Source organism: Streptomyces sp. NBC_00016 (assembly GCF_045040885.1).
Lineage (GTDB): Bacteria > Actinomycetota > Actinomycetes > Streptomycetales > Streptomycetaceae > Streptomyces > Streptomyces coriariae.
Genome location: NZ_CP108304.1, coordinates 8,654,579 through 8,667,738, shown reverse-complemented (window position 1 = coordinate 8,667,738; position 13,160 = coordinate 8,654,579). Strand labels below are relative to the sequence as shown.

10 protein-coding genes and 1 pseudogene are annotated in these 13,160 nt (G+C 70.0%); 3 read left to right on the top strand and 8 right to left on the bottom strand.

The window, feature by feature from the left end; translation table 11 throughout:
- The first annotated feature begins 189 nt into the window (after positions 1-189).
- Positions 190-955: pseudogene (locus OG933_RS38445) on the top strand (ZIP family metal transporter).
- 138 nt (positions 956-1,093) lie between these two features.
- Here the strand turns inward: OG933_RS38445 and OG933_RS38440 are convergent.
- The 3 genes from OG933_RS38440 to OG933_RS38430 form a co-directional block, all read right to left on the bottom strand.
- Positions 1,094-1,393 (bottom strand): hypothetical protein, encoded by a 300-nt coding sequence (locus OG933_RS38440; protein WP_405631612.1) that lies wholly within the window; start codon positions 1,391-1,393, stop codon positions 1,094-1,096.
- A gap of 220 nt (positions 1,394-1,613) precedes the next feature.
- Positions 1,614-2,672 (bottom strand): type III polyketide synthase, encoded by a 1,059-nt coding sequence (locus OG933_RS38435; RefSeq protein WP_362521346.1) that lies wholly within the window; start codon positions 2,670-2,672, stop codon positions 1,614-1,616.
- A 719-nt stretch (positions 2,673-3,391) separates the two neighbouring features.
- Positions 3,392-4,597, bottom strand: coding sequence for a cytochrome P450 (locus tag OG933_RS38430; RefSeq protein ID WP_362521344.1), 1,206 nt, complete (start codon positions 4,595-4,597; stop codon positions 3,392-3,394).
- Between the two features lie 417 nt (positions 4,598-5,014).
- Here OG933_RS38430 and OG933_RS38425 point away from each other — a divergent pair, with 417 nt between their 5' ends.
- Entirely contained in the window at positions 5,015-5,185 is a 171-nt protein-coding gene (locus OG933_RS38425) for a hydrophobic protein (protein ID WP_142268924.1), read from the top strand.
- A 304-nt stretch (positions 5,186-5,489) separates the two neighbouring features.
- On the opposite strand, the gene OG933_RS38420 is transcribed toward OG933_RS38425, so the two are convergent.
- Positions 5,490-6,050, bottom strand: a complete 561-nt coding sequence (locus OG933_RS38420; protein WP_405631608.1) for a hypothetical protein — start codon at positions 6,048-6,050, stop codon at positions 5,490-5,492.
- A gap of 455 nt (positions 6,051-6,505) precedes the next feature.
- On the opposite strand from OG933_RS38420, the gene OG933_RS38415 reads away from it, so the two are divergent.
- Complete coding sequence (locus OG933_RS38415) at positions 6,506-7,945, top strand: MFS transporter (RefSeq protein ID WP_405631607.1); 1,440 nt, start codon at positions 6,506-6,508, stop codon at positions 7,943-7,945.
- A gap of 63 nt (positions 7,946-8,008) precedes the next feature.
- On the opposite strand, the gene OG933_RS38410 is transcribed toward OG933_RS38415, so the two are convergent.
- From OG933_RS38410 to lnt, 4 genes are all read right to left on the bottom strand, one after another.
- A complete protein-coding gene (locus tag OG933_RS38410) occupies positions 8,009-9,937 on the bottom strand; it encodes a helix-turn-helix domain-containing protein (RefSeq protein ID WP_405631606.1) in 1,929 nt (642 codons plus the stop codon).
- An 85-nt stretch (positions 9,938-10,022) separates the two neighbouring features.
- Positions 10,023-10,826, bottom strand: a complete 804-nt coding sequence (locus OG933_RS38405; RefSeq protein WP_405631603.1) for a 3-hydroxybutyrate dehydrogenase — start codon at positions 10,824-10,826, stop codon at positions 10,023-10,025.
- Between the two features lie 54 nt (positions 10,827-10,880).
- Positions 10,881-11,360 carry an NUDIX domain-containing protein gene (locus tag OG933_RS38400; protein WP_362521328.1) on the bottom strand — a complete coding sequence of 160 codons (480 nt, stop codon included), beginning with the start codon at positions 11,358-11,360 and terminating at the stop codon, positions 10,881-10,883.
- 26 nt (positions 11,361-11,386) lie between these two features.
- Entirely contained in the window at positions 11,387-12,997 is a 1,611-nt protein-coding gene (gene lnt, locus OG933_RS38395; protein WP_405631600.1) for an apolipoprotein N-acyltransferase, read from the bottom strand.
- Positions 12,998-13,160: the final 163 nt, after the last annotated feature.

Below are 13,160 nucleotides of genomic sequence, written 5' to 3'. Positions count from 1 at the left end.
GGCGTCCAACCGCCGTGTCTCTGGCGGCTACCCCCGTTCGCCGGGATATCGCCTCACGCGATTCGGTCACCCCTGCCTACGGCACCAACACCGGCAAAGAGCCATGTCCTTGGCCGCCAGTGATCTCTCAGGGCGTAGGGCACGCCGGCCGCCCGTTGATCCACATCCACAGCGGGTAGAGGGGTCGGCATGGCTGAAGTGGCGGAAGCGGGACTGTGGGGACTCGTGGCGGGCTCGGCACTGCTGCTCGGTGCCGGGCTGGGGTTCGGGCTGCGGGTGCCGCAGAAGGTGATCGCGACGGTGATGGCCTTCGGGGCCGGGGTGCTGATCTCGGCGGTGTCCTTCGAACTGGTCGGTGAGGCGTACGAGGAGGCGGGGCTTGCTCCCGCGGTCATCGGCACCCTCATCGGCGCCATCGCCTACACCGGAGGCAATGTGTGGCTGGCCCGCCGGGGTGCCCGCCCGCCACCGCAAGCGCTCCGGTCACGCCCGAGCGCAGGCGCAGCCCTCGGAGGCCGAGCAGGGCGGGTCCGGGACGGCGCTCGCCCTCGGCGCCCTGCTCGACGGGGTGCCGGAATCCGCGGTCATCGGCGTCAGCCTCCTCGACGGCGGCGCGGTCGGTCTGGTGACGGTGGCCGCGGTGTTCATCAGCAACGTCCCCGAGGGGCTGTCCAGTTCGGCCGGGATGAAGAAGGCCGGCCGCACCAAGGGATACGTCTTCGGTGTGTGGGCGGCGATCGCGGCGGCCGGCACGGTGTCGGCCGTCCTCGGTTACACGGTGGTCGGTTCCTTCTCCCCCGCCGTGATCGCCGCGGTGACCGCGGTGGCGGCCGGGGCCATCCTCGCCATGGTCGCCGACACGATGATCCCGGAAGCGTTCGACGACGCCCACCTGGCCATCGGACTGATCACCGTCAGCGGCTTCCTCGTCTCCTTCGCCCTCTCCCACACCTGACCACGGCGACCGGGAGTGGTGACCGTGCCGCTGCACCGCGAGCACGACCTCAAGGCCCACAGCCGCTGATCAGCGCTGGTCGCGGTTTCGGGATCCCTCGACCAGCGCGTTCCCGAGCCTCTCGGGGAGGAGGGAGGTCTACTCCTCGTAGTCGTGCCCGATCAGGGTGGCAAGCAGCGCCTCGACGGCATCCTCCTCGTACGGGCGGCTCGCCTCCCTGACCACACCGTCCGCACCGACCCATGACCCGACGCCGTCCTGCTCGACGCTGGAGACCTGGATGTTGTCCGCGCTGGTGTTGCCCTCCGACAGGACGGACACCGGGATGCGCTTGGCATTGACCAGGTTGAGGACGTCGGTGGCGTGAGCCGGTGCGGTGGCCGCCAGCAGAGCGCCGCCCACGGCGGTCACCGCGAAAACGCGCGAGATCATCGTCATGGCCTGCGTAACGACCGTACCCACGGCACGTCACCGCCAGACGCCCACGGGCCTATTCACCGTCTTCGAGGACGACGTCGCCGCCCTTGATGTGGCGGGTCGGGCTCGACCCTCGTCTGCCCGGCAGGGCCTCGCGGAGCGTTGCCGCAATGACGCTGTCCTCCGCGCGGGTGGCGACCGCGCGGAGGACAGCTGATCGTTGAGACGGCACGGCGAAGCGTCAGGATTCGAACTCCGAAGTCCAGGTGCCCAGGGCGATCTCGGCCGTGATGCCGGGCCCGAAGCCGGCCATCAGGCCGCGGTGGCCCTCAAGGGCTGATCCTTCGGCGAACATGCGGGCCAAGGCGTCGAGTACCACCGCGCTGGCTATGTTTCCGTACTCGGTGAGCGTGGCGCGGCTGAAGCGGAACGCCTCGGGCGGCACGTCGAGGAAGAGGCTCAGGTCGTCCAGGATGCGTGGACCGCCCGCGTGGATGATGTAGAAGTCCATCTTGCTGGCATTCCATTGGTGCTGTTCCGCGACGGCCTGCAGCGCCGGGGCGAGTGGCTCCATGGTCCCGGGCACGCGCTTGTCGAGCTGGAAGTGGAAACCTGTGGACCGGACCGCGTAGGAGATCCAGTCCTCGGTGCTCGGGATGATGTACGAGCCGTTGCGTTCCAGGCGGACTCCGGTGCCACCGTTGCCCCGGATCACGGCCGCGGCGATTCCGTCGCCGAACAGGCCGTTGGACAGCAGCGACCCCACGCCCAGATCGGTGGGCTGGTAACACAGCGAGCAGAACTCGCAGGCGACGACGAGCGCGTTGGCGTCGGGGTACGCCGTGCAGAAGTCGTGCGCCCGGTTGATGGCTGCGCCGCCTGCTGCGCAGCCGAGTTGGGCGATCGGCATCTGTCGTGTCTCCGGCCGGAAGCCCATCTCGCCGATGAGCCATGCGGTCGGCGGGGGCATCATGAAGCCGGTGCAGGAGACATAGATGATCATGTCGATCTGCTGCGGCTCCAGTTCCGCGTGGTCGAGTGCTTGGCGTACCACGGCCGGAACGCGGGCCTTGGTGTGCGCCTCGTAGGTGGTGCTGCGGGCGTCGAAGCCCGGGTGCTGCAGCACCTTCTCGATCGGCTGGATCAGATGCCGCTTCTGCACCCCGGTGTGCTCGATCAGCCTGAGGATCAGATCGAGCTGCGGATGGTCGCCGTGCAACCGTTGCGCCAGCTCGAGGGTTTCTTCGTTGGTGATGACGTACTCGGGTACCTGGATTGCCGGCTTACAGAGAACCGCCATGGAATGCCTCCCGCGGACGTGGTCCACATAGCCGGGCCCTGGCCGGATGCGGGCTGTTCGTCTTCCGGCGGCAGCCACCCGGATCAGTCCGCGCGAAAACGGTGCGAACTGACCTGTGGTGGGCTCCGGCGCCGGTTGCGATACCCCTGGCACGGGCGCGGTCGGGGCAGATGTCGAAGACTCAAGCTCTCCCCGTTGGGGCGGAAAGTGATCCGCCACGGCTTGATCAGCCGTCCGACTCACGCTACGACGGGAGGGTGAGCGTCGCATGTCGAGCGAGCAGCACAACGGGACGGACCGGAGCATTGCAGGCCGACCTCCCGGCCGACGCCGTCGGTGACGGGCCTTGTTCTCGGCCACGACGAGGCGGTGCGGCCGTTCGCATATTTCCCCAGGGATGACTTCACGTAATTCCCCAGGCCCAGGCCCAGGCCCAGTCCGGTGGAGGGGCGGCTCGGTTTTTCGTCCGGCGAGGGCAGGTGGCTGGCGGCAGGTGGCAGGTGGCCGGCCGAGCACCGATCAGGAGAATTCGGAATGGGGAACTACGTGACCCTTAAACCACCCTTGCTCGCCGACAGGCGGGCGATCCACACCCGGAGCCGAGCACTGCGCCCCGCCGCTGGACCCGGCGGGGCGCAGTGCTGCGAGCGGCAGCCATCCAAAGGCCTACGAGGGAGCCTCGGACGCATGGACTCGGCGCGTTGCCTGGGGCGCCGCGGTCACCAGACGACGGGCAGCGCGAGCGGATAGCGCCAGATCGACGTCTTGTTCCAGCGCACTTCTTCGGCCGGCTTCGCGAGCTTCAGGTCGGGGAAGCGCTTCAGAACGGTTCCGAGCGCGACTTGCAGTTCCGTGGTGGCGAGCGGAGCGCCGAGACAGTGATGCCCACCCCAGCCGAAGGTCATGTGGGACGGGCCGGTGCGTTCCAGATCCAGCTCATCAGGACGGTCGAACTTCCGGCCGTCACGATTGGCCGTCAGATAGGAGACGTGCACGATGTCCCCGGCCGGGATCGTCACCCCGCTCAGTTCCACGTCCTCGGTGGCGACGCGGGGGATGCCGACGCCTTTGCGGAAGGGGATGAAGCGCAGCAGTTCCTCGATGGCCTGCGGGAGCATCCCGGGATCGGAGCGCAGCATGGCGAGCTCCTTGGGACGGGTGAGCAAGGCGTAGGCGATGTTCCCGATCTGGTAGGTGGTGGTGTCCTGGCCGGTGATGAGCAGGACCATGGCCATGACGGCCAGTTCCCGGTCGTTGAGAATCTCGTCTCCGTCACGAGCCGTGGCCAGAGTGCTGATCAGGTCCTCGCCGGGGTTCTCGCGCCGGTGTGCCGTCAACTTCTCGAAGTAGGCACGCAGATCGGCCTTGGCCTGGACGGCGTTGCCCCGGTTGTCGATGCCGGTGTCCATCATGGTCCGGGCGTGGGACCGCAGTTGGGCGCGATCGGCCTCGGGGATGTCGAGGACCTCGCAGATGGTGGCCAGGGGCAGGGGGTCCGCCAGGTGCTCGGTGAGGTCTGCGGGAGAACCGTGCTCCTCCATCCGGTCCAGCAGCTCGTCCACGACATGCTGGGTGCGGACCCGCATGCGTTCCATGTGGCGGGGTGCGAAGCCTTTGGAGATCAGGCTGCGCAGGCGGCTACTGCCCGGCGGGTCCATCACGTTGATGGCCTCGTCCTGAACGATGGGTTCAGGGGTCATGCGCGGAAAGTTCCGGCCGATGACGGCGCTTCGGCTGAAACGCCGATCGGTGGTCACCGTGCGCACATCGTCGTAGCCTGTGACAAGCCAGGCTTCGCCGTCGCCGTGGGGCAGCCGGATGCGGGAGACGGGCTCTTCCGTCATCAAGTGCTTGAGCACCGGATCGAACTCGAGCGCCTCGGCATAGTCGAACGGACAGTTTCTCGAGACAGCGGCTGGTTCCATGCGAGGCTCCCGACGGGGGTCTGATGAGTAGCTCGAAGGTGCCCGGGTGCCGGGCAGGACATGGGTGCCCGATCACCTGCAAAGGCACTCACTCCTCCGGCCAAACGGCCTAACAGTCCCTGACGAAGCCGTTGGACGTTGCGGTGCGTGTTACCACCGTGGAGGAGTTCCTCCGGGTCCAGGTGCCGCGCAGGACGCTGGTGGAGGTTCTGTCGGCTATCGCTTCTGTCGGCTGTGTCGGCTACTGCTTCCTGGCGGAGTTGCCGGTGTCGGCCTCGGTGAGGATCCCGCGTCCGATCTGGTGAACGCTGGTGGAGAATCCGGGTCCAGTGCCCGCAAGAGCGGTGAAGAAACCAGGTAGATCAGCCGTGTGCTCTTCGATTCGCCGGGCATCAGGAGCAACGGAGGTTGATAACTATGGTTCCCCTGCTTCTCGTTCTTCTGCTGGCTCTGATCCTCTTCGGCGCGGGTTTCGCGCTCAAGGCACTGTGGTGGATCGCAGTCATCGTGCTGGTCGTCTGGCTGCTGGGCTTCGTCATGCGCGGCGCGGACACCGGCGGCCGTAAGGGCCGCTGGTATCGCTGGTAACCCGGCCGACAGCAGCCAACCTGTGGGCCCCCGGGGACACCCTGGGGGCCACAGCCATGTCCCGCCGCACCACATCCCTTCCGACAAACCGTGTAACCACCACCTTCACGGGCACCAGGCCCCATGGCCGGGGCCCGGTGAAGCAGCGGAACCTGCCCTCCAACCACCGGACCCCAGCCACACCCGCACCCGCACCCGCACCCGCACCTCGCACGAGTGCCGGTACGTCCAGGGCCCGTCTTCCGGACTGGCTGATCCGGAAGACGGGCCCTGGACGTACCGGCCGGGGCGTTGCCCCGTAGCCCTAAGCGGCCTTGGGGCAGGTCACATGCGCGAACTTCGACGTGACGGTGTACGTGCCGTTGGGGACGCCGGTGAACTCGAAGAAGCCGTCCTTGATCGTGACGGTCGTGTCCACGACGGCGCCCTTGGAATTCTTCAACGTGACCGTCTCGGCCTCCGGGAACCCCCTGCCGGATACGCCGTAGGTCTTTCCCGGGCCCTTGGTGACCGTGCACTTGATGGCGGCATCCTCGTCCGACACGAACTTCAGGCAGGACGCGGTGGCGGTCTTTCCGGTGGCGCGGTAGTTGTCGTTCGGCAGCCCGGTGACCTCGAAGAACCCTCCTGTGATCGCCTGGGTCACGCGAACCACCGTGCCCTTGGAATTCCGCACGGTGATTTCGTCGCCCGCCTTGAATCCCTTGCCCGACACCCCGAAGCGACCACCAGGTCCTTCGGACACCGTGCAGGTGGCTTTGGGCGCGGCCTTCACCGTCGCGTCGGCATTCGAGAAAGTGACCGCGGTCCATCCGCTGAAGGCCATCGCCGACGTCAGTACGGACACGAGGATCTTCTTACGCATGGGTTTCTCCCTGCTTCTGACAGACGAAGAGACTGGAGATCCGAAGCCGCGGCACTGCCTGCGGCCCGGCGTGAATGCGCCCCGATGCCCCACCCGATTTATCACTATTCCACCAGGTACGCTCGCCTGCATGTTGGGTGTCCTGCCCCGGCAGGGGCCCAGCAGCCCGCATTGCCCAACCGTCCAGCACGGCAGGCAACCGTGGTGCTTCGAACGGCGGACGGTGCTTGAAGCACCATGATTCAAGCGGTCGCGCCGGGACCAGCCCGACAACCAGGACATCGTCTCGCGGGCTCGGTTGGAGCTCTCGCGGAGGCCCCGGCGACGCCGTCATGGTGGTCGCACGCACCTCCGCACGCAGAACTATGGTGTCCCACCACATGTGACCCTGACCTGCGCATTCCTACGGTATGGCGACACGGAACGTCCCCGCCAACCGCTTGGAAGTGGTACCGATGTCCTCCCCCGCGACCGCTCCGCCATCCCCGGGAACCCCCGCCAGCCTCAAACGCATCGTCGCCGCCAGTCTCATCGGCACCACCATCGAGTGGTACGACTTCTTCCTCTACGGCTCGGCCGCCGCTCTCGTCTTCAACAAGCTGTTCTTTCCGGACTCCGACCCGCTCGTCGGCACACTCCTGTCGTTCCTGACCTACGCCGTCGGATTCGCCGCGCGGCCGCTCGGCGCGCTGGTCTTCGGGCACTACGGGGACCGGCTCGGGCGCAAGAAGCTGCTGGTGCTGAGCCTGCTGCTGATGGGCGGGGCGACCTTCGCGATCGGGCTGCTGCCGACGCATGCGACCGTCGGGAGCGCCGCCCCGGTGCTGCTGACCGTGCTGCGGCTGGTCCAGGGTTTCGCGCTCGGCGGCGAGTGGGGCGGAGCCGTTCTGCTGGTGTCCGAGCACGGGGACGCGCGGCGGCGCGGTTTCTGGGCCTCGTGGCCGCAGACGGGTGCCCCCGCGGGGCAGTTGCTCGCGACCGGTGTGCTGTCCCTGCTCACGGCCGTGCTCTCGGACGCCGCCTTCGCCTCCTGGGGCTGGCGGATCCCCTTCCTGCTCTCCGGGGTGCTCGTGGTCGTCGGTTTGTGGATACGTCTGTCTGTCGATGAATCCCCCGTGTTCCGCCAGGCGTTGGCGCAGGCCGAGGCCCGGAAGGCGGTGCGGTCGGCGGAGGCGGAACAGCTGCCGCTGGTGTCGGTGCTGCGGCACCACTGGCGTGACGTGCTGGTCGCGATGGGTGCGCGGATGGCGGAGAACATCTCCTACTACGTCATCACCGCGTTCATCCTCGTGTACGCGACCACCTCGGCCGGTGTCTCCAAGCAGACCGCGCTCAACGCCGTACTCATCGCCTCCGCCGTGCACTTCGCGGTGATCCCGGCCTGGGGTGCGCTGTCCGACCGGGTCGGGCGACGGCCGGTGTATCTGCTGGGCGCGGTCGGGATCGGGCTCTGGATGTTCCCGTTCTTCTCGCTCGTCGACACCGGCACCTTCGGCAGCCTCGTCCTCGCCGTGACGGTGGGTCTGGTACTGCACGGGGCGATGTACGCGCCCCAGGCCGCCTTCTTCTCCGAGATGTTCGCGACCCGGATGCGCTACTCCGGCGCTTCCATCGGCGCCCAGTTCGCCTCGGTCGCGGCGGGCGCGCCGGCGCCGTTGATCGCCACCGCGCTGCTGGCCGACTACGACAGCTCCACCCCGATCGCCCTCTACGTCATCGCCGCGGCCCTGTTGACGGTCGTCGCCGTGGGAGTCGCCAAGGAGACCCGTCACCGTGACCTGACCGACGGCGATCTGACCGACGGCGGTCCGGCCGACGGCAAGCTGACCGACGGCGATCCGGGCGTGGGCGCGGAGCACCCGCAGACCCCGGCGACGGACGCGCGCGCCGTCTGATCCCGTCCGCGTGGCCGCCGCACAGCCGCCCCCGTACGCCGTCCGCGCGCGTACGGGGGCCGGTCAGTGCGGCGCCGGACTCGCCAACCGGTGCAGTCTCAGGGCAAGTTGGATCTCCAGTGCGCGGGCCGGGCTCTGCCAGTCGTCGCCCAGGAGGCGGCCGACGCGTTCGAGTCGCTGGGCAACTGTGTTGACGTGGACGTGGAGTTCGTCCTTGGTGCGGGCCGGGCTCATGCCCGACGCGAAGTAGGCGTCCAGGGTGCGCAGCAGGTCGGTGCCGCGTCGTTCGTCATAGGCGACGACGCGGCCTATGGTGCGCTCCACGAAGCCCGCCACGTCCCGGTCGCCGGCGAGGAGGAGCCCCAGGAAGCCGAAGTCCTCGGCGGCCGCCCCGTCGCCGGAACGGCCCAGCAGCCGCAGGGCGTCGAGACAGCGGCGGCCCTCCGCGTACGCGGCGACCACTGCGTCCGGGTCGGCGGCGAGGCCGCGCACCGGGGCGGACGCGCCGACGGTGACCGCTTCGTGCACGGCGGTGCCGAGGTGCAGCGCGGTACGGCGGGCCAACTCCGTCGCGGTGTCGCCGTGTTCGAGCGGCAGCAGCAGGACGGTGCCGCCGTCGCGGGCGGCGGCCAGGCCGTGCCGGGTGGCGGCGAGGTGGGAGGCGGCGGACCACAGGCGGCGGCGCGCGGCCGCCTCCTGGTCGGCGTCGGGAGCGGCGGCGTCGAGGCGGGCCGCGAGCACGACATGGGTCGCGTCGAGGTCGGCGTGCAACCGCGTGGCGCGCTCGCGCAGCAGCCGCGGGTCACGGTCGCGGGCTTCGAGCAGGTCGTCCAGGAGCTCGCCGCGCACGCGCTGTTCGGCCTCGGCGGCCGAGCGTCTGGCCAGGAGCAGCAGGGAGGTGACCATCGCGGCCCGCTCCAGGGTGCGCTGGTCGACCGGGTCGAGGCCGGGGTGGCCGCGCAGCACCAGGGCGCCGAGCAGTTCGCCGCCGGCCGCGACCGCCGCGACCCAGTCGCGCTCGTGGCGTACGGCGTGACCTTCCGCGCGGGAGGCCTCCACGGCGGCGGCCGGTGCGGTCTCCACAAACTCCACGGTGCCGTCGAGCACTTGGGAGACCGCTGCGGCCACGTCGTGCACCCCGCCGCCGCGCAGGACGAGTTCGGCCAGCCGGTCGTGGACGTCGGAGGCACGCTCGATGACCGCGCTGCGGTCCCGGATGATCTCGTTGGCGTGCTCCAGGCCGGCCAGGGCCGAGCGCGTCTCGGTGAGCAGGTTGGCGGTGTCGATGGCGGCCGCCGCGAGCGCGGCGAAGGATCCGAGCAGGGCGATCTGCTCCCGTTCGAAGACCCGGGCGCGCCGGTCGGCGGCGAACAGCACCCCGATGACGTGCGGTCCCAGCATCAGCGGGACCCCGAGGATCGCGACCAGTCCCTCGTCGCGAACGCCCGCGTCGATGGTCGTCGTGTGCCGGAAGCGGTCGTCGCGGAAGTAGTCGTCGGTGACGTAGGGACGGGCCGTCTGGGCGACCAGGCCGCCGAGCCCCTCCCCCATTCCGAGGCGCAACTGTTGGAAGCGGGCGGCGACCGAACCCTCGGTGACCCGCATGTACGTGTCGCCCCTGGCCGGGTCGTGCAGGCTGAGGTAGGCGATGTCGGTGCCGAGCAGCGAGCGGGCCCGTTGCACGATCGCCTGGAGCACGGCGTCCACGTCGCGTGGGCCCGCGAGGTCGTGGGCCGTCTCGAAGAGGGCGGACAGCTCGGCCTCCCGTCGGCGGCGGCCCTCCAGCTCGGAGCGGACCCGCAGCGCGAGCAGCTTGGCGTGTTCGAGTGCCGCGATCCGCTCGCCGGACCCTCCCTCGGCGCGGGCGAGCAGCACGGGCCGGTCGTACGCCTCGGCGGCCGCGCCCCGGGCGAGCAGCTCGAGGAACGGCGCGTCGGCGTCGTAGGTGGGACCGAGGGCTGCCGTGGCGCCCTTCAGGTGATCGCGGGACATGCTCACAGGATTCCTCATCGCCGGGCCGCCCCGTCAGCCCTGTGGACAACTCCGCCGGCACGGGAGGGCAGCGTGCTCGGTGCGCTCAGTGCGCGGTCCAGCCGCCGTCGAGGACCAGCGAGGTACCCGTCACGAAGGACGCCTGCGGGCCGCACAGGTACGCCACGGCCTCGGCGACCTCCTCCGGTTCGATGAGCCGTTTGACGGCGCTGTCCCGCAGCAGCACGTCGGCCAGCACGCGTTCCTCGGGCACTCCGTGCGTCCGCGCCTGGTCGGCGAGCTGCCGCTGCACGAGCGGGGTGCGCACATAGGCGGGGTTGACACAGTTGGAGGTCACACCGTGGGGCGCGCCTTCGAGGGCGGCGGTCTTGGAGAGGCCCTCGAGTCCGTGTTTGGCGGCGACGTACGCCGACTTGTAGGCGGAGGCGCGCAGTCCGTGCACGGAGGACACGTTGACGATGCGGCCCCAGCCCTGCCCGTACATGTGGGGCAGGGCGCCGCGGATGAGCCGGAACGGTGCCTCCAGCATCACGGTCAGCACCGTGTGGAAGACGTCCGGCGGGAACTCCTCCAGTGGGGCCACCCGTTGCAGCCCGGCGTTGTTGATCAGGACGTCGGTCCCGGCGGCCGCGAGTTCGGCGGCGTCCAGGTCGGTGAGGTCCAGGACGTACGGTTCGACCGAGCCGGGCAGACCGGCCGCGCTCCCGGCGAGCGTCTCCAGTCCTGCCGCGTCCCGGTCGACGGCGCGGACCTTGGCCCCGGCGGCCGCGAGCCGCAGCGCGCAGGCCCGTCCGATGCCGCCGGCCGCGCCGGTGACGAGGGCGGTACGGCCGCCGAGGTCGAGCGAGGGGGTGGCGGGACCGGGGGCGGCGACCTGGGGCGAAGTCATGCGACGAGCGTAGGCAGAGCCTGGTCACCGCCCCATGTGGTCACCGCCCATACTTCACGCGGAAGGCATGGTCTCGAACCACGTGGGTTCGTCGGTGAGCGCCTGCTTGATACGGAACAGCTGGCGGTCCCGCATCGGCGGCAGCGCGTCCAGCGCGAACCAGCCCACCTCGACGGACTCGTCGTCGTTGACGCGCGCCTCGCCGCCCACGGCCCGGCAGCGGAAGGTGACGTCCATGAACTGGCATTCGTCGCCGTTCGGAAACTTCACCTGCCGGCCGGCGCGGACCAGGACGACGCGTTCGGGGACGCAGTGCACGCCCGCCTCCTCGTACACCTCCCGTACCGCGCAGTCCGCGGGCTGCTCGCCCGGTTCCGGGATGCCCGAGATCACGCACCACTCGTGGTTGTCAGCGCGCTGGCCGAGCAGCACCCGCCCCTCGTCGTCGAAGACGACGGCGCTCACGCCGGGGAGCCAGAGCAGTTGGTGGCCCGCAGAGGCCCGGATCTCGGTGATGAAGTCAGGAGTCGGCATACGGCGACCCTAGCCGGGCCGCCTGTTCAGTCGGTGGCGCTCCGTCGGGTCCGCATCCCGGCCCCGATCGCCCATCCCAGGCCGCCCACGGCGACGAGCACCAGGGCGATCTCGGGCAGGATGCCGAGCTTCGTCGCCGGCGTCTCGGAGGAGCGCAGGGGCACCTTCTGCACCAGGGAGTCCGCGACGAACATGCCGGTCTTCTGGGTGATCTTCCCGTCCGGCATGATGATCGCGCTGACGCCACTGGTCACGGGGACCGTGACGGTACGGCTGTGCTCGACGGCGCGGACCCGTGACATGGCCAGCTGCTGGTAGGTCATCTCGCTGCGGTCGAAGGTGGCGTTGTTGCTGGGCACGGAGATCAGCTGGGCGCCGTGGGTGACCGTGTCGCGCACGGCCCAGTCGAAGGCCGCCTCGTAGCAGGTGGCGAGGCCGACCTTCGTCCCGTCCATGTCGAACACACCCGGCTTGCTGCCCCGGCTGAAGTCCTGGCCGACCATGGAGGTCCAGTTCTCGTTGATGGCCCCGATGAACGAGCGCAGCGGGAGGTACTCGCCGAACGGCTGGACCTGCCGCTTGTCGTACGTCTGGGTGGGTCCCTTCACCGGGTCCCACAGGATCTGCTCGTTGTAGAGCTTGCCGTCCCGCTCGACCACGCCGCCGACCGAGATGGGCGCGTTGATCGCCTTGGCCGCCTTGTCGATGACCGCGGCGGCGTCGGCGTAGGCGAAGGGGTCGATGTCGGAGGAGTTCTCGGGCCACAGGACGAAGTCGGGCTGGGCGACCTTGCCCGCCTTGACCTCGGCGGCCAGGCGCTCCGTCTCGCGCGCGTGGTAGTCGAGCACGGCCCGGCGCTGGGCGTTGAACTCCAGACCGAGGCGGGGGACGTTGCCCTGGATGACGGCGACCGTCGCCGTGCCGTCCTGCGCCTTGTCGCTGACCAGCGAGCGGGCGGCCACGGCACCGACGACCGGGACGGCCACGCTGAGCAGGGCCAGGGCGGCCGCCGACCGCCGCACCTCACCCGAGCGCCGCCGCTCCAGGACGAGGCGCACGACCTCGTACAGGCCGAAACCGCACAGGACGACGGCGAAGCCGAGTACGGGGGTGCCGCCGAGCGCGGCGAGGGGCAGGAAGACGCCGTCCGCCTGGCCGAAGGCGATCTTGCCCCAGGGGAAGCCGCGGAAGGGCACGCGCGCGCGTGCCGCCTCGCCGGCGATCCAGAGCGCCGCCGCCCACAGCGGCCAGGCCGGCAGCTTGGACACGGCCGCGACGCCCACGCCGACCAGTGCGACGAAGACCGCCTCGATGACCACCAGGGCGAGCCAGGGCCCGGGGCCGACCTCGACGCCGGTCCACACCAGGAGCGGCAGCAGGAAACCCAGTCCGAAGAGGTAGCCGAGACCGAGGGCCGCCTTCCAGCTGCGCCCGCGCAGCACCCAGCCGAGGACGGCGAAGGCCGGCAGCGCCAGCCACCACAGGGTGCGCGGCGGGAAACTGACGTAGAGCAGCACTCCGGAGAGCGCTGCTGCGGCGGCCGGGACGAGGCGCAGGAGCCGCGCGCCGCGCGAGGCCCGCGCGGCCTGGGGCTCCAGCTGGTCCGGCTGGCCCACGGAAGTTGCGGTGACGGTCACTCCGGGAGTGTACGGCGAGTGACCTTTTGGCCGACAGCGCAGTCCGCGGGGCGGTCTCCGCCTGCCGCACAACCCGGCGCAACTCATCCACAAACCGCCCATCAGCCGTTACGGTGTGCCAGTGCCCCAGGTCGCGCGCGGGCGGCCGGGGTCCGTCACGGTT